Consider the following 16,877-nt stretch of genomic DNA (forward strand, 5'->3'; position numbering starts at 1 on the left):
GGCGCGCTACTCCGACGGCTTCTGCGCCTCGGGCGACTCCTGCGGCTGGGTCATGCGCACGTAGAGCAGGCGGTCGCCGGGCTCGACGGTTTCCGCCTCGGGCACGTCCATGCGGTAGAGCTCGCCGGAGCGGACGACGCCGAGCACGATGTCGGCGAGGTGGCGCGGGTTGGAGCCGACCTCGTCGTCTGCGATGGGGCGCTCCGCCACGGCGAAGCCCTCGTCGGGGCTGAGCAGGTCTTCCATCATCTCCACCACCGGCGGGGTGACGGTGGCGAGTCCCAGCAGGCGGCCCGTCGTTTCCGCGGAGACCACCACGGAGTCCGCGCCGGACTGCATGAGCAGGTGCTGGTTTTCGCTCTCGCGGGCACTGGCCACGATCATGGCGCTGGGGGCAAGCTCGCGCACGGACAGCGTGACCAGGACCGCGGTGTCGTCCGAGCTCGGGGCCACCACGACGGAGCGGGCGCGGGTGATGCCGGCGACGCGCAGCACGTCGGACTTGGTAGCGTCGCCGTGGACGGTGACCAGGCCGCGCTTCTCCGCCTGGCCCAGGGTGACCGGGTCCGAATCGATGACGACGATGCTGGTGGGCGCGGTGTCCCCGGCGAGCAGGGCGTCCACTGCGGAGCGCCCCTTCGTGCCGTAGCCGACGACGATGGTGTGATTACGCACAGTTCTCCTCCACTGCTGAATTTGGAGTGTCTTACGGGAGTCCTCCGTAAGCACGGACAGGGTCGTGCCGACCAAGAGCATCAGGAAGGCGACGCGGGCCGGAGTGACCACGAAGATGTTGACCAGCCGCGCCCCCTGCGTCACCGGCGTGATGTCGCCGTAGCCGGTGGTGGACAGCGACACGGCCGAGTAATACAGGGCGTCCACAAACGTCAGCGGCTCCGAGTAGCCGTTCGAGTCCAGGTACACGATGAGCGCCATGGCCACGACCAACACGGCCGCGTAGCCAAAGCGGCGGGCAATGAGCACCCACGGCGTCGTGCGCTCCGCGGTCGGGATATTGATGACGTCCAGGAGCGTATGGACTGGGATGTCGTCGCGCTCCTCGTCGTCGCGGACCCGGTCGCGCCAGGCAAAGGGGTAGCGAAGCTGCATCGAATCGGGCTCCCTTCTGCTCTATCGCTCCGCCGCAGGTACGGCAGGGTCGGTGGACGGAATTGTCTCCGAATCCGAAACACTATCACCGTCAACGTCGAGGAGCTGTTCCAGCTCGTCCGCGCCCGGCAGGTGCTCGGGTGCGAAGGTCTCGCCGGTGCGCACGTAGAAGAACACCGCGCGCACGGGGGCGCCATCGCCCGCGATCCGGCGCCACGCTTCCTGGTAGACGGCCAACTGCAGTTTCGCTGCCTCCATCTGCGCCGGCTTCGGCTTTTCGCCGGTCTTCCAATCCACGACGACCCACCCTGCGCCGCCCGCGTCCCGGAACACGGCGTCCATCCGGCCGCGCACCACGGAGGTGCCCAGGGCCAGCTCAAACGGGTATTCCACGTGGGCCGGGGTCCGGGCGGCCCACTCGCTGCGCTCGAAGGAGTCCTTGAGTCGGCGCAGCGTCGCGGCGTCCACCTCCGCCTCGTCGCCGCCGGGCAGCTCGTCCTCCGTGAGCAGCGGGCGCTGCCCGTAGAACTCTTCCAGCCATTCGTGGAACGCGGTGCCGCGCTTGGCGTAGGTGTTCGGCTTGAACGGGACCGGCCTGCGCGCTCGGCGCGCGAACTGCTCCTCGTCCGCCTTCAGCGCGACGACGTCCGAGGCCGTCAGCTCCGCGGGCATGACCACCAGCGTGTCCGGGGACTTCGCCCGCTCGTGTTCCTCGATGAGCGCGGTGACGTCGCGTTCCCACAGCGAGAAGAGTTCGCCCTCCGCGAGCTCGGGCAGCTTCTCGACGCCACGCACCCGCCCCGCGGCCTCCACCTCCCCCGGGGCGAGCTGGTAGGCGGGCCAGGTGCCGGTGGCGGGGGCGTCGACAAGCGTCGGGGCGTCCTCGGTGGGCGTTTTCTCGGCCTCGGCTGCCTCGGCCCACTCGACCGTCTCGGGGACCAGCTGGCGCAGCGGGGCGAAGTGCTCGTAGGGCTTCGCGTCGCGGCGCACGTCGGGTTTGCGGCGCGAGCCGGTGATGAGGAGCTTGCGCTCCGCGCGGGTCACGGCAACGTAGAACAGGCGCGCCGATTCTTCCGCCAGGCCCGCGCGGACGAGCTTGAGCCAGGCGTCGGCGGTCTTTTCAAACTGGGTGCGGTTTTCTACCTCACCGAAGTCCGGCAGGTATTCGGGGTTGCCAAAGGACGCGTCGGGCACGCGCTGGACCCAGGTGAGGAATGTCTCCGCCTTGGCCGCGTACGTGTTGGCGTCTGCGTGCAGGACGGCGACGGTGTCCCACTCCAGTCCTTTCGCCTTGTGCGCTGTGAGGATCTGCACCCGGTCCGTGCGCGTCGGCACGTTGCCGGGTGCCAGGCCGTCCTCGTGCTCGCGGGCGAGCGCGAAATAATCCAGCAGCCCCTCCACGCTGGTGCCGGGGTAGGCAGCGACCGCGGAGAGCAGACTGTCCAGGTGGACGGTGCCTGCGGTGTTGCCCATCCCCTGGCGGGCCAGGACCTCGGTGCGGATGCCAAAGACGTCGATGATGTCCGCGAACAGGTCAGGCAGGCGTTTGCCCAGGCTGTTGGTGCGCAGGGAGCGGAGCTTAGCCGCCAGGTCCTGCAAGCGGCGCAGTCCTTCCTCGCTGTATCGCTCGGGCTCGCCCAGGTCCGCCACCGCGTCGGCGAGGCCTGCGGGGCGATCGGTAGACGCATTGAGTTCCGCGGCGCGGGCCACGAGCTCGTCCAGCTGGGCCGCCAGCCGCTCCTGCGCGGTCTGCGGGTCCGCGTGCTCGGGCCCGCTGGGGTCGGCGCCGGCGCTGGCCCCGGTCGCGCGCAGGTTCACCGCACGCGAGGCCAGCGCGGCGAGGTCCGCCAGGCCCAGGCCGACGGCGGGGCCGCCGAGGATGCGCAGCGCGGCTGCCGAGTCCGCGGGCCGCACCAGCATCGTGGCCACCGCGAGGGTGTCGGCGACTTCAGGGATGTCCAGCAGCCCGCCCACGCCGACGATTTCGAAGGGCACGCCGCGCTCCGCGAGCGCCTCCGCCATCTCGGCGGAGTGCCGGTTCTTGCGCACCAGCACGGCGGCGGAAAACGGTGCGTTGTCTCGCGCGCATTGTACGTATTGGGCGGCCAGATCGTCCGCCACGAACGCGAGTTCCTCGTCGTTGGTGGCAAAGAAGCCGAGTGCGACCTCGCCTTCTTGCGCCCCGGGGCGGGCCGCCAACGGCGCGACGGCGCGGTTGTCCCCGCGCCCGAGGACCGCGTCGGAGATGCTGTTCGCCAGCGCGAGGACCTCAGGCGGGTTGCGCCAGGACGTGGTCAGCTGCTTCTTCGGCGCGGGTGCGCCGCCCGCGGCCGGGAAATCGTGGACGAAGGCCTGGAGGTTGGCGGCGGTGGCCCCGCGCCAGCCGTAGATGGCCTGCATCGGGTCGCCGACGGCGGTCACGGTCAGGTCTGGGTCCGCGCCCTGCCCGAACAGGTTACGCAGCAGCACGCGTTGGGCGTGTGAGGTGTCCTGGTACTCGTCAAGCATGACCACACGGAAGCGCTGGCGCTGCGCCTTGCCCACGCTCTGGTGGTCGCGCGCCAGCTTGGCCGCAACCGACATCTGCTCATTAAACGTGACGACCCCGCGCGCCCGCAGCTCCTCGTTCAGGGCCCGGGCCAGCGGCAGGTATGCGCGGCGTTCCTCCTGGGTCGCGCGCCATCCGCGCAGCTTCTTGGTGAATTCGGTGCGCGCCCGCGGCGCCAAGGGCAGCGATTCGGTTTCCGCGAGGAACGCCACCGCCTCCTGGTCTACCTCGTCGGGCGTGGTCAGCTCGTTGCCCATGGAGGTCATCAGCGCCAGCAGCCCGTCCACCACGGTGGACACGGACGGGTTGCGCCCGTCGGCGGAAATGATGCGTCCGGGGTAGTCGGTGACCACCTCCGTGGCGATGGCGTACAGTTCCGCCGCGGTGATGAGCCGCGAGTCCGGTTCCACAGGAACGAGCAGCCCAAACTCGCGGACGAGGTCCCCCGCGTACGCATCGTACGTAGCTACGGTCGGGGCGATGACCTGCAACGCGTCCGCGAGCTGCCCGCCCGGGTCCAGGCGGCGCACCAGGTCCTGGTTGGCGGCCAGCGTGCCGAGCCGGTCGCGGATGCGTTTGCCCAGCTCCTGCGCCGCCTTGCGCGTAAACGTCAGGCCCAGGATCTCGTCGGGGCGGGCGTAGCCGTTGGCCACGAGCCACACCACGCGCGCGGCCATGGTCTCCGTCTTTCCGGCCCCAGCGCCGGCGACCACCAGCAGCGGGCCCGGTGCCGCGCCGATCACGTCAGCCTGTTGCTCGGTGGGCGGGAACTTTTGCTGCAGGTACCGCGAGAGCACGGTTGGTGACATATCAGGCGTCGTCTGCGACACGGGTGACCACCTCTCCTTCCGGTTGTACTGGGCACAGGGCGCGCACCGCGCAGCGCTCACAATGCGGCCCGGCCACGGCGCGCAGCTCGGGCCCCGCCAGCGCCGCCGGCAGCGGCTCCAACAACTGTGTGAGTGCGTCCAGCTCCTCGGGCGTTTTCGGCGCCTGCTCGCGGGTGGCGCGCTTCGTTTTGTCCGCATTCGGGTAGACCAGCACGGCCCCGCCCACCTCCAGCGGCTCGTCGCCGTCGCGCGCGGTGGTGACGGCGTTCCCGTCGATCCGCCCCCGCGACAGCGCCAGCTGGTAGGCGGCGAGCTGCATGTTCTCGGCCGTGTCGGCGTTCGTTGGCACCGCGCTGCCCGTCTTCAAGTCCACGATGTGGACCTTCCCGGAGTCCTCGCGCTCGAGCCTGTCCAGCCGCCCGGCGATGCGCACCGTATCGTCCACGTCCACGCTCACCGGGATCTCCACCCCAACCTGGGTAAACGCGCTTCTGGATTCCTCCAGCCACTGCGCGGTCCGCTCCAGCATTGCCTCGAAGTCCGCCACGTCGCGCTCCGCCTTCCACGCCGGCCCATCCTCGGCGTCGCGCCGCGCCGCCACCGCCGCCGCGCGCGCCGCCGCCTCGTCCACGCCGCGCCCCAGCGCCTCCAGGTACGCGTGCGCCATCGACCCGTAAATCATCGCCAGATTGTCATCCAGCCCAACCATCCGCTCAAGCACCTCGCGCATCGGGCACTGCAGTAGCCGCTCGATGCGCGACGGTGACAGCGTCGTCGCCTCCGCCAGGGCAGTGCTTACCGACGCCCCTCCGATCCCCCACCACTGCCCAGGATCAGCCCCGGGCACACCGGCTCGGGCCAGCCGCACCAGCTGGCGCACCGCCTGCTCCCGCACCGCCTCGCTGCTCTCGGGCGAGGCGAGCGCCCGGCGCAGCTCCGCGACGATCTCGTCCCGGGCGAGCAGGCGCACCCGCGCCTCCGGCTCCGCGTCGCCCCCGACCCCGCTGGTCTCTCGGGCGAGCTCCACGTCCTGGGCCTCGATGTCGAAGTCGCGACAGTACTCCTCGATGAACCGCGAGGGGACGATCAGCTCGTCACCGTCCTGATCGTCCACCGCGGTGACGAGAACGCGATCCGTCGCGCGCGTGACCGCCACCCAGAACAGGCGGCGCTCCTCGGCCAGGCGCTCGGCCGTCCGCGAGATCGGCACGTTCGGCTCGACCCCGTTGTCCAGCAGGTCCATGAGGTCCTCCTGGCGGAAGAGCGAGCCGGTTTCTCCCAGGCTCGGCCACGAGTTCTCCTGCACACCGGCCACGATGACGCGCGCGAACTCGCGGCCCGCCACGCCGTGCGCGGTGAGCAGCGCCACTGCGTCGGGCGCCGCGCTGCGGCGGTCGCGCACGCCCGTCGGCAGCTCCTGCGCGTCGATGTCCGCCACGAACGAGTCCACTCCTGCTGCTGCGCGGCGCTCGGTGAAGTCGCCGGCGGCGTCGAAAAGCGCCATGACCGCGTCCAAGTCCCGGTCCGCCTGCGAGCCGCTCGCCCCGCCGCGCAGGGCGACCGCGAGCAGGTGGTCCGACAGCCCGGTCGCGTGCCAGAGCGCCCAGAGCACCTCCTCCACGCTGCCGCCGTCCGCCTGCGCGCGCCTGGCGGCGTCGAGCACCCGCCGCACGCGCGTGAGGATCGAGAGCTCGCGGTCCGTGAGCACGGGGCCGAAGTCCGGCAGCTCCGCAGGGCTGAGCAGCAGGCGGCGCAGACTCTCCTCCGCGCGCACCTCGGGTTCCCAGCGGCGCAGGCCGCGCAACAGGCGGCGCAGGGTGACGGGGTCGGCGCCGCCGACGGGGCCGAGCAGGAAGTCGCGCCACTGCGCGGGGGTGAGCTCCTGGTCCAGCGCGCGCAGGCCGGTGAGCAGGGCCGCGACGATGCGCTGCTCCCCGAGCACCACGTCGGTGGGGTTGAGCATCACCGGCACCCCGGCGTGCAGCAGCGCGCGGCGCACCGGCTCCAGCATCGGCGTGGAGCGCACCACGACGGCCATGTCCCGGTAGGCCACCCCGTCCTCCAAGTGCGCGCGGCGCAGGGCGTCCGCCACCGCGGCGTGCTGGGCGGCGTCGCTCCGCGTGACGGCCACGCGCCGCTCGGGGTCGCGCCGCGACTCCCCCAGGTCGATCACCTGGTGGTCGAGACCGCCCAGGTCGTGGAAGAAGCGCGGGGAGGCGCCGCGGAAGTGGAAGATGGACTGGGCGACGTCTCCCCCGACCACGCCGAGGTCTGCGCCGGAAAGGAGCCGCCGCACGAATTCGGCGGGGGCGGGGGCGAGGTGCTGGGCATCGTCGACAAGCACTGCGTCCCACCTAGGCACCTCCCCGCGCAGGACCTCGCTGACCAGCTCGGACGCGGAGAATCTGGTGGCCGGGGTGAGCGCCATGACCTGCTGGTACTCGCGCAGGAAGTCGGCGGAGGCGCACCAGATGGGCACGTCGTAGCGCTCGCCGAGTCCGCGCAGCTCGTCGGCGGTGAGCCCGCGCTCGACCGCGCGCAGGAGCACATCGCGCAGCTGTCGGGCAAAGCCGAGCATGCCCATCGCGGGGCGCAGCTCCTCGGGCCAGGTGCCGCGTACGTCCTTCACCTGGCCGGCAAGAAGCTCGCGGATCACGGCGTCCTGCTCGGCGCCGGAGATCAGGCGGATCTCCTCGTCGAAGCGCTGCCGCAGCACCGCGAACGCGAGCGAATGGACGGAGCGCACCATCGGCTCGCTGGCGACAAACCCGCTGCGCGCGAGCCGGTCGGACATCTCTGCGCGCAGCCGGGCCGCCGCCTCCTTGGAGTCCGTGACCACGACGACGCCGCTGGCGTCCCCGCCTTGCTCGGCCAGCCGAAGCGCCGCGGCCACCGCCGTATCCACTAGGAAGCTGGACACGCCGGAGCCGGCCTCGCCGGTGACCTTCCACAGCCCGCTCGCCGGAAGCGCAACGGGCCAGGAGCGCTGCGCGGTCGTGCGGCGGCGCGGGACAAGGCGCGCGCGGGGGATCCGCGCGGCGGGGGTCATCGGGTCGGTGCGTGGGGTTGGCATGCGCCCTAGTCTGCCAGGCTAGGCGGACACGAGGACCTCACGCACCCACGAAACCCTCGAACCTATGTTCGCTCCCGCGGTACGGGCTGCGATTTCACGGAACTCGAGCGCCCGCTCCGCCAAGAACCCCACGTCGGGGATGTGCGCCCAGCGCGACACCACGCCGTCATCCACCGCCCCGGCGAGCAGGCCGTCCACCATCGTCAGCGCGGCGGTATACCCGCGGGGGCGCGGGCTCACCGAGGGCACCAGCTCCGTCACCACCGGCGCATCCGTGCCGGAAAACAGGCAGCAGGCGAGGAAATCGATATGTGCGGTGACCAGCTGGTTCTCCGCGGGGTCCAGGTCGAAGCCTCGCCAGGCCGCGCGGTCCGCCTCCGCCCATGCATCGTCGCGGGGTGCGGGTGGGGCGTTGAACTGGGTCAGTGGGGCGTCGATAAGCAACGCCGCAGCGATCGCCTCATCGACGCGCGCTGCCGGCTCCCCCGGCGCGAACTCGTTGGCGCAAAACCCGTTGACCACGAGGCGGCCGTCGGTGGAGCGCACCGGTCGCGCGAAGCGGACGCCGCCGAGCGAATCGCCCAGCTTGTCGCGCACCTTGCCCGACCAGGCGGCGGTCTGCGTCGCGCGAGCCACGACAACGTGGCCGAAGCGCAGGCCGTTGTCCCACGCGGGCGAGGTCGGCGTGCCGCGCCCCTCCAACTGGAAGGCGGAAAGTACGTGCTCCGGAATCAAGGCGCCCCCTAGCTCGCCGCAGGGCGCGGGTAGGGCCACGGGTTGGCCAGGCACGTGTCCGGGTTATCCGGGTAGACCTCTTCCGGGTCAAAGGAGTGCAGCTGGCCGTTGTTCAGGCTCAGGGTCTGCTGCATCATCACCGGCGCGAGGGCGCCATCCGCCGGGCACGGCTCGTGCGATGCGAAACCAAGAGCGTGCCCCACCTCGTGGTTGATCAGGTACTGGCGGTAGCGGCCCAGGTCGCCCTCGAACGGCGCTGCGCCGCGCACCCAGCGGGCCTCATTGAGCACGACGGTGTCATCTCCCGTGATCTTGGTCCGGCAGCTCGTCTCCATGTCCAGCTCCATGCCGCACATCTCCTGCGCGGTCTTCAGCGAGGTAAGGCGGATCTTCACGTCCGGGTTGTCAGCGCCGGAGACGTGCTCGAAGCGGAAGCGCGGGTCGTTGGTCCAGCTGCGCGGATCCAGCAGCGTCGCGTCCACCATTTCAGCGACGGCTTGGTCGCCGCCGTACAGGTTGGTATCCACCCCATTTTCCACCTCGACGACGTAGCGCAGCGTCAGCTCGTCGCCATTGCCCCCGTTGGCGCCCGGCGCGCCCACCTCGCGGTATGTGCCCTCTCCGGCCTCCGCGATCGGTCCGCCCGGCGGCAGCTCCAACGCGTTCTGCTCCCCCTCCGGCAGTTCGGCGGGCTTGCGCTCGACGTCGCCCTCGTCACTGCTCGAATCCTGGCCCGCGGCGCCGATTCCGCGCTCGGAGTGCCCCTCCGAACCGGCAGCGTCCACCACGGGAGAGCCCGGGTTTTGGAACATGTTCACTACGACGAGCAGCGTCAGGACCGCGAGGACCGGGATTGCGTAGGCACGCCACCCGTACTCGCGGGCAAAGCGGACGAGGCGGCCTTCGCCGCCGTCATCGTCGCCATCCCACTCACCGAAGAAGTCCTCCGCGTTGGCGTTTGCGTCATCCGCACCCGGTGCGTCCACATCGCGCCGGTCGTTCGCGTCGGGCCACTCGGCGTTGCTCTGCCTCGTCGTCATAACCTCTCAATCTATCGCATGAAGCCGACAGAGCGCGCGGTGGTCGAGCCCTGCTCCACGTACGCGATCCGGTCCGTGCGGATGAGGTAGGTACGCTCCTTCTCATCCACCACCTTCAGGGTCGACTGCCCGGACTCAATCGCCTGTTCAACCACGCTGAGGATGTCCTCCTGCCCTTCCGGCAGCTTGATCACGAGTTCGCGCGCGGTGTCGGCCAGACCAAACTTGATGTCCATAAAAGCGGGTCACGTTCCTTCACTAGTAGTTTTGCTTGTACCGGCTCGTTGTTAAGCGGTGGCCCTATTGTAACGGCCCCAAGCTAAGATGAGCGTGTGCCTAGATCAGCTGAGAGTGAACACCGCCCCGCCCCGACATTCGAGGAACTCGGTGTCGCCGCCGAGCTGCTCGACGCGCTGGCAGAGCAGGGCATCGAGCGGACCTTCTCCATCCAGGAGCTGGCCATCCCACTCGCGCTCGACGGGCGCGACCTCATCGGGCAGGCCCGCACCGGCATGGGCAAGACCTACGCCTTCGGCATCCCCCTGCTGGACCGCGTGTTTGATGACGCCGCGATTGCGGAACTCGACGGCACGCCGCGCGCCCTCGTCGTCGTGCCCACGCGCGAGCTCGCCGCCCAGGTCGGCGAGGACCTCGAGCGCGCCTCCATACACACCCCGGTCCGTGTCGCCACCATCTACGGCGGCACGCCGTACGAGGAGCAGCTCGCGGCTATCGACGCCGGCGTGGACGTCATCGTCGGCACCCCGGGACGCCTGCTCGACCTCCTGCAGCGCGGCGACCTCTCGCTGAGCCAGGTGGCCATCCTCGTGCTCGACGAGGCCGACGAGATGCTGGACATGGGCTTCCTTCCCGACATCCAGAAGCTCTGGTCGGCGCTGCCGCAACAGATCCAAACCATGCTCTTTTCCGCGACGATGCCGGCGCCGATCCTCACGCTCGCCCGCTCAATGATGCGCACCCCCGTGCACATCCGCGCCGAGGCACCGAACGCGTCGGCCACCCATGCGAGCACGAAACAGGTGGTGTTCCGCTCCCACCGGATGGACAAGCCGGAAGTCCTCGCACGTCTCCTGCAGGCCCCGCACCGCGGGCGCACCATTATCTTCGCACGGACGAAGCGCACCGCCGCCGAGGTCGCCGAGGACCTGGCGCAGCGCGGCTTCCCCGTCGGCACCGTCCACGGTGACCTTCGCCAGGAGGCGCGGCAGAAGTCACTCGACGCGTTCCGCACCGGCGAGGTGGAGATCCTCGTGGCCACAGACGTCGCGGCCCGGGGCATCGACGTCGACGACGTCACGCACGTGGTGAACTACCAGACCCCGGATGACCCGATGACGTACGTCCACCGCATCGGACGCACCGGGCGCGCCGGCCACTCCGGCACGGCGGTCACCCTGGTCGGGTTCGACGAGCAACACAAGTGGGAACTCATCGATTCCGAGCTCTCGCTAGGCAAGAAGGAGCTGCCCACCTGGTTTTCCACCTCCCCGGAACTGTTCGAGGCGCTGGACATTCCGGACTCGGCTGCACCAACCGTGGGCCGCCCGCGTAAAGTTCTCGGGGCGCGGCCAAAACGGCCAGCGGAAAAGAGCCAGAAAAAGCAGGGAAGGAACCGGCGTTGAATAGACCGTTGCGACGTACCCGGGGCGATCTGATCGCCACCGGTGTCATAACCGCCGTATCGGCAGGCCTCCTGGCCACAGCGTTCTTCACCGCGCCGATTCGCTCCTCTGAGCTCACCCCGGCTGCCGAGCAGCAGGAGGACTACGGCCAGTTGGCGGTCGTGCCGGAGTCGCTCACCGAGTCGTTCCGCCTGCCCGACTCCTCCCCCAACTCGGCTCCGCTGGTGGTCAACGGCCTCATCATCACGTACAACGACCACACCATCACCGCCACCACCCCGGAGGGCGACACCGCCTGGACGTATACCCGCGACAAAGAGCTGTGCACGCTCGCCGGAGCGTGGGACAAGGTGGTTGCGGACTACCGCGGCAATGGCGGCTGCGGCGACGTCGTGGGGATTGACGCGAAGACCGGCGAGTACGCGTCGACACGCTCCGCCCCAGGCCCCGAACAGGTGGCGAACGTCTCCTCCAACGACCGCGTCGGGTACGTCAGTTCCCAGCACGTCGAGCTGTGGCGCTCTGACCTGGTGCGCACCGTGGAGTACGGCACCATCGAGGCCCCGCAGGAGCCCGACATGCAGCCCAACGAGTGCCCGATCACGTCGGCGCTCACCCGCACCGAGCTCCTCGCCGTCACCGAGGTGTGCGACGGCGGCACGTTCCTCCGCTTCCAAAACGCCACCCCGGAGGACTCCCGCTCCCCGGAGATGAACGGCTCCGTCGAGCTCCCCGAGGGCGCCTACCTCGTCGGTATCTCCCAGGACGCCGCCGCGATCTACGACCCGCAGTCTTCAGAAGTACGCTCCTACAACAAGGACGGCAAGGAGCTCAAGGTCTCGGAGGTCCCGGAGCTGCCAGAGCCTGAGCAGCTTGACGACGCCACCCGCATCCTCCCCGTCCACGACCTCCCCCACCACATGACGTACCACGTGGGCGACTACCTTCTGCTCCTGGACCCCGCCGAGCTCAACGTCACCGGCGTGTTCCAGGGCGCGAAGGGCACCGGCTTTGCCGCCGACGACCGCCTCCTCTACGCCTCGGATTCCGGTGTCGCGGTCATCAACTGGGACAAAAACTCCGTGGAGAAGATCATCCCCGTGGACCGCGGCGACTACAACGGGCCGATCTCCATCGACTCCGCGGGCGCCACCGTGGTGGAAAAGCGCGGCGACGAGATCGTCGCGCTCAGCGCCGAGTAGTCGCGGGCACCGGGGCGTCGATTAGCGCTCTGCTTTGCGCAGCTCGTAACGGGCTTCGTTGTACTGCGCCGTCTGCGGGTGGAACACGGTGAACAACACGAGTGCGGCGGAGATGCCGGTAACGATGCCCAGGGCGACCGCGCCTCCGGTCACCATATAGAAGGCGACACCGATGAGGATCGCCTGGATCAGGACGATTGCGCCCGTGCTGCGCGGCCGGCCCTGCAGCGTGCGTATGGCCACGAACGCGACAAAGCCGAAGATGATAAGCAGGAAGACCGCAGTGCCAAGGGGGACGAAGTGCGTCGCTGCGGAATCGGATTCCAGCGAGCTGTCCTGCACCCCGCGGACCTGGGCGACGAGGAGGCTGCCCGCGTACACAAATATGGCAAGGCATTGGACGAGGACGACGACGGCGCCGAACCGCATGATGGGCGGAACCACCGTGGAGGCACGCCGTGCCGTTTCCAGGTCCATTGGCGGGCGTGGTTGACGAGGAGAACGGGATTTCTTTTCAGTCACGTCTTGTTAGTCTAACCGTCACTTTGCGGTCGACTTCACCGCGACATCACCGGCTGCAGTAGCAGCACCGTCACAGCCATCGCGGAAGAACCGGGGCGGAATCACAGTTTCTTGATTTGACCTTCCCACCCGCGTGTGCGTGCGCAAAAATTCCCATTTGCGCAGTTCAAACCGTTGATGACGCGTTCCCAAATTCGTTGGAAATCCCAATATGAACTGCGCGGAGGGGAAAAATTCATATGATTAGTGTCACATTTCGGCCTATACCCCTAGCGCGCATTGGCAATTCGTGCCATTATTCTCAGGTAGCAAAAACAACGGGCTGGTAACACAGCCCTTAACCCCAAGACACCACAGGGTTAACGCCAGGGAAACCGGCAGCCGGATCCCACCGCTGGGAACACCGCCCGGAACCTGGAATCAAACTTAGTTTGCAGCTCGCCTCCCGCGAAGAGGCGAAGAAGTGGTGTGCGCGAAACCTGTTCAACGCTTATGTAAGGAGTATTTCATCATGGATTGGCGCCACGAAGCAATTTGCCGCGACGAGGACCCGGAACTGTTCTTCCCTGTCGGTAACTCCGGCCCGGCTCTGTCCCAGATTGCCCAGGCTAAGATGGTCTGCAACCGCTGCCCCGTCACTTCCCAGTGCCTGAAGTGGGCCCTGGAAACCGGCCAGGACGCCGGCGTGTGGGGCGGCCTGTCCGAGGAGGAGCGTCGCGCCATCAAGCGTCGCAACAAGGCACTGGCTCGCAACCGCGCCCGCCTGTCTGCGTAACGCGAACTCCCCCACTCCGCATCACGCATCGCGTCGCCCGGGCGTACATCCCCGTGAAGCAGGGACAATTTCCCTGTAGGCACGTCCGAGCGATAAAGTGGAGTACCTGAACTTTGATCGCCCAGAACCGAACAGAACTAAGGAGGCTCCCATGAGCAAGCGTGGTCGTAAGCGCAAGGACCGTCGCAAGAAGAGTGCAAACCGCGGCAAGCGTCCTAACTCTTAAGAACAGCGCAGCGCCCCCTCCCCGACTTTCCCACAATGTCGGCGAGGGGGCGTTGTCATGCGCGGGGTCGGCGGCGCTTGTTGCTGGCTTGGTTTGTTGCTGGCCTGATTGCTCTGTCCGGGCGCGCTGCCTACCTCGGTGAGGATCGCGCCAACCGCAAGGACGCATCAAACGGAGCTAGCTCCATCTGGCCCGCCGACACCAACAAAACCCCAGGTCGGCACCCAACCCACCACCCAAACGGAGCTAGCTCCATCTGACCGCGCGCCGCCTCACCAAGAGACGCCACCTCACCAAGAGACGCCACCTCACCGCACCCAAACTCAAGTCCCCCCAGAACCCGGAAAACTCCGCCTCCGCGCACGAGAAACCCTGGCGTAGATACGCCAAAGGCCTGGCCAACATGGCCAGGCCTTCCGCACAATCCGTCTCGCTTAGCCGAACACGCTTAGCCGAGCACCCCGGAGCCGAGGGCAGCGGCAGCGCCGCCGATAATGGCTAGGATCGCGATGATCGGCACGATGATGGCGGCGATGTTCGGGCCGCCTTCCGTACGGCTGTCGTCGGAAGCCGTGTGCAGCTCCTTCTTTTCCGGCTGGTCCTGCGTCTTCGGCGACGCCACCGTGGTCATTGCGCCGTCGTCGTTCTTGGTGGATTCCTTCGACTTTGCCGGTGCCGACTTCGCCGGCGCCGCCTTGGACGGTGCCGCCTCGACGGTCGGATTTGCCGTCACGGTCTCGGTCGCAGCCTCCTGAGACTTCGCGGTCTTGGTCGTCTTTGCGGGCGCGTTGGTAGCGCCTGCCATCGCTGCAGGGTTCGCGGATGCCTTGCCGGCCTTGACGTCAACGGCGAAGCGATCTTCGAAGGCGGTCTCGCCATTCTGGTTGGTGACCTTCACGTCGAGCGGCATGATGGCTGCGTCGCCAGCGGTCACCGGCACGGTGACGGTGGCCTCGTCGCGGTCGGTCAGCGCGCCGTCGAGGACGATGTCCTTGGAGGCGTCGCCGTGCGGGGTGACCACCTGGACGGTGTAGCGGTTCAGGTCCGCGCCCCTGTTGTTCACCTTCAGGGTGACTTTGCCGGCCTTGCCCGCCTCGAGGTTGGAGCTTGCCACCTCGACGTCGACGGTGCCCTCGTTCTTCTCCGCCTTGGTCAGGTCCTGCTGGTACTTGGCTGCAGTCTTCGCGGCAGCGGCATCAACCTTCGTGCTCTTGACGCCGACGGTGCCCACGGGCTTGCCAATGTGGCCGGTGTTGATGATCAGGTTGTCCCAGTCGGCGGGGACCCGGTAGTCACCGGTGTAGCAGTTTGCGCCCGGGTTGTAGCATTCCTGCGGCAGCTCGCCGCCGGAGACGGACTCGTGGTCGGAATAGTCAAAGTGGCTGAACTGGTAGAGGTAGTTCATCACCGAGTAGTAGTTGGGCAGGTAGTCGGAGTCCGGGACCTGGTTGGCAAACTTGGTGGAGCCGTTGTGGTCCAGGCCGAGGGTGTGGCCCAGCTCGTGGAGGATGGTGTTGCGGAACTGCTCGTCAGTGGTCATCCGGTCGTGGTTGGCCACGTAGAACGCGTTGTCACCAACCGTGGAGACACCCACCGAGTAGGTGCTCGGGTCCATCTGGTCGCCGACCATGCCGCTGCGGAAGACTGCGGAGCGGTCGCCCAGCATCTCATCGATGTTGTCCATGAGCTTGACGCCCTGCGGCTCGTTCTGGAAGTAGTACTTCGTATAGTCGCCGTAGACGCCACCGTGGCGCTCCGAGTAGTTCGGGATGTTGGTGTAGGACTCGCCGGCGTCGATGTGCAGGTTCACGTCGTGGTCCGCAAAAAGGTCGACAAGCTGCTGCAGGATGTCGTTGCTCGGGCGGTAGCTCTTCGTGTTTGCGTCCGCGCAGGCTGCCTGCTGCGGATTGTCAAAGCAGCCGAGAGACTCGTATTCGGACGGCATCCAGTTCATCTGCAGGAAAATGTCGGGGCGGTTCGGATCTGCGCCCCACGCGTTAAGGGGGAGCTCGGTGCCGTCGTTAAGCGTGAGCCCCTGCTCCTCCCACGCGTTGGCGAGGCCGTCGCCGTCGGTGTCCTCGGCGCCGTCCTGGGTGCGCATCGTCATCGTGGTCTCTGCAACGACGGTCTGGCCGGCGGCGATGTCGTCGAACCAGCGGCCTCGCTGGAACTGGGCACCGGACTCGTCGACGAAGCCGACCTCGTCCGGGTTGGTCGTGCCGTTGAAGGAGCTCGCAGCGCCGGAGTAGGTCGCGCCATCGAAGGAGATCTCCGTATCGTAGCCCAGAGCCTCGGGGCCGACCGTGAAGCGGCCATCCTCGTACGACCCCTGCAGCTCGCGCGCGGTGTTGATCTGGTTGGTCATGTCCAGCTGGTAGTAGGAGTCGCTGCCGCTGGTGTTCGTGATTTCGGTACGGACGGTGGCCGTGTTGCCATCGATGCGGAACTCGCGGGTGAACTGCACGCCGAGGTTGCGGTCCTCGTTGCGCATCGTGATCACGTCAGCCTTGCCGTCCTTGCGGGTCTGCACCTTTGTGTTCGCGCCGCTCATCTCAAGCTTCTGGCCGCCGAAGCGGAAGTCGATGTAGAAGGAAGAGTCCTGGGTGCCGCCGACGGAAGCCGGGTCGGTGAACTTAAAGGAGGAGATGCGTCCCTTGTCCAGCTCGACGTTGTGGAAGAAGGGGCCGACCTCGTCGGCGGTCACGGTGACCACGCTCGGGTCGTCAACAACCTTTGCCTCCGCGGGAACCCGGAAGGCGGGAACCATTACTGCGAGCGCGCAAGTGGCGGCAAGTGCTTTGCGGGCGATGGCGTTCATGACTGGTTCCTCTTCTCGGTTCAGCGGGTCGCGGGGATGGTGTCCGTGCGCTGTCCGCAGCGTGTCTGTTCTATTGTTTACGGGCTTTAGTTTATGCACAAGGACTATGCAGAGGGAAGCTGTGTAAATCCAGCTACGAATTTTTACCGTTTTACCCGTTCTATTTACTGATTGTTCAACACGCTATCAGGGTCTGGCTGGGCTTTGTGGTCACGTGCATACGTAATTTGTTCTACAACCGCCCCCGAAATACGGCCGACATTTAAGAACCATAAGAATTGTTCAACAGCCCACAAGATTGCATATTATACCTACTAAGAATAGTTATACATGCAATCACAGCTATCACTCCCAG

At 67.6% G+C, this 16,877-nt stretch carries 12 protein-coding genes; 4 read left to right on the forward strand and 8 right to left on the reverse strand.

What is annotated here, in order from left to right:
• Positions 1-6 precede the first annotated feature (6 nt).
• Genes FPP74_RS10060 through FPP74_RS10085 form a run of 6 tightly spaced genes read right to left on the reverse strand, consistent with a single transcriptional unit; the run spans position 7 to position 9,572 of the window.
• Positions 7-1,110 (reverse strand): TrkA family potassium uptake protein, encoded by a 1,104-nt coding sequence (locus FPP74_RS10060; protein WP_095536380.1) that lies wholly within the window; start codon positions 1,108-1,110, stop codon positions 7-9.
• A 21-nt stretch (positions 1,111-1,131) separates the two neighbouring features.
• Positions 1,132-4,467: an ATP-dependent helicase gene (locus FPP74_RS10065; protein WP_144718343.1), complete on the reverse strand. Its 3,336-nt coding sequence runs from the start codon at positions 4,465-4,467 to the stop codon at positions 1,132-1,134.
• Position 4,468: 1 nt separating this feature from the next.
• The gene (locus FPP74_RS10070; RefSeq protein WP_255456127.1) at positions 4,469-7,561 is read right to left on the reverse strand and encodes an ATP-dependent DNA helicase; all 3,093 of its coding nucleotides are present in this window, start codon (positions 7,559-7,561) and stop codon (positions 4,469-4,471) included.
• Positions 7,562-7,579: 18 nt separating this feature from the next.
• Positions 7,580-8,296 (reverse strand): hypothetical protein, encoded by a 717-nt coding sequence (locus FPP74_RS10075; protein ID WP_095536383.1) that lies wholly within the window; start codon positions 8,294-8,296, stop codon positions 7,580-7,582.
• Between the two features lie 8 nt (positions 8,297-8,304).
• Entirely contained in the window at positions 8,305-9,336 is a 1,032-nt protein-coding gene (locus FPP74_RS10080) for a DUF3152 domain-containing protein (protein WP_144718298.1), read from the reverse strand.
• An 11-nt stretch (positions 9,337-9,347) separates the two neighbouring features.
• Positions 9,348-9,572, reverse strand: coding sequence for a DUF3107 domain-containing protein (locus FPP74_RS10085; protein WP_095278790.1), 225 nt, complete (start codon positions 9,570-9,572; stop codon positions 9,348-9,350).
• A 96-nt stretch (positions 9,573-9,668) separates the two neighbouring features.
• Between FPP74_RS10085 and FPP74_RS10090 the strand changes: the two genes are divergently transcribed.
• Both FPP74_RS10090 and FPP74_RS10095 read left to right on the forward strand, forming a co-directional pair.
• Positions 9,669-10,979, forward strand: coding sequence for a DEAD/DEAH box helicase (locus FPP74_RS10090; RefSeq protein WP_144718300.1), 1,311 nt, complete (start codon positions 9,669-9,671; stop codon positions 10,977-10,979).
• Complete coding sequence (locus FPP74_RS10095) at positions 10,976-12,181, forward strand: hypothetical protein (protein ID WP_144718302.1); 1,206 nt, start codon at positions 10,976-10,978, stop codon at positions 12,179-12,181. Before FPP74_RS10090 ends, FPP74_RS10095 begins: the two co-directional genes overlap by 4 nt.
• A gap of 21 nt (positions 12,182-12,202) precedes the next feature.
• On the opposite strand, the gene FPP74_RS10100 is transcribed toward FPP74_RS10095, so the two are convergent.
• Positions 12,203-12,703, reverse strand: a complete 501-nt coding sequence (locus tag FPP74_RS10100) for a hypothetical protein (RefSeq protein WP_255456128.1) — start codon at positions 12,701-12,703, stop codon at positions 12,203-12,205.
• A 511-nt stretch (positions 12,704-13,214) separates the two neighbouring features.
• On the opposite strand from FPP74_RS10100, the gene FPP74_RS10105 reads away from it, so the two are divergent.
• Both FPP74_RS10105 and FPP74_RS12545 read left to right on the forward strand, forming a co-directional pair.
• Positions 13,215-13,478: a WhiB family transcriptional regulator gene (locus tag FPP74_RS10105; protein ID WP_095278793.1), complete on the forward strand. Its 264-nt coding sequence runs from the start codon at positions 13,215-13,217 to the stop codon at positions 13,476-13,478.
• A 151-nt stretch (positions 13,479-13,629) separates the two neighbouring features.
• Positions 13,630-13,704 (forward strand): 50S ribosomal protein bL37, encoded by a 75-nt coding sequence (locus tag FPP74_RS12545; protein WP_095066802.1) that lies wholly within the window; start codon positions 13,630-13,632, stop codon positions 13,702-13,704.
• A gap of 448 nt (positions 13,705-14,152) precedes the next feature.
• Here FPP74_RS12545 and FPP74_RS10110 read toward each other — a convergent pair whose 3' ends face one another.
• Entirely contained in the window at positions 14,153-16,522 is a 2,370-nt protein-coding gene (locus FPP74_RS10110; protein WP_144718305.1) for a hypothetical protein, read from the reverse strand.
• Positions 16,523-16,877 lie beyond the last annotated feature (355 nt).

It is taken from the genome of Corynebacterium sp. NML180780 (genome assembly GCF_007786415.1).
Lineage (GTDB): Bacteria > Actinomycetota > Actinomycetes > Mycobacteriales > Mycobacteriaceae > Corynebacterium > Corynebacterium gottingense.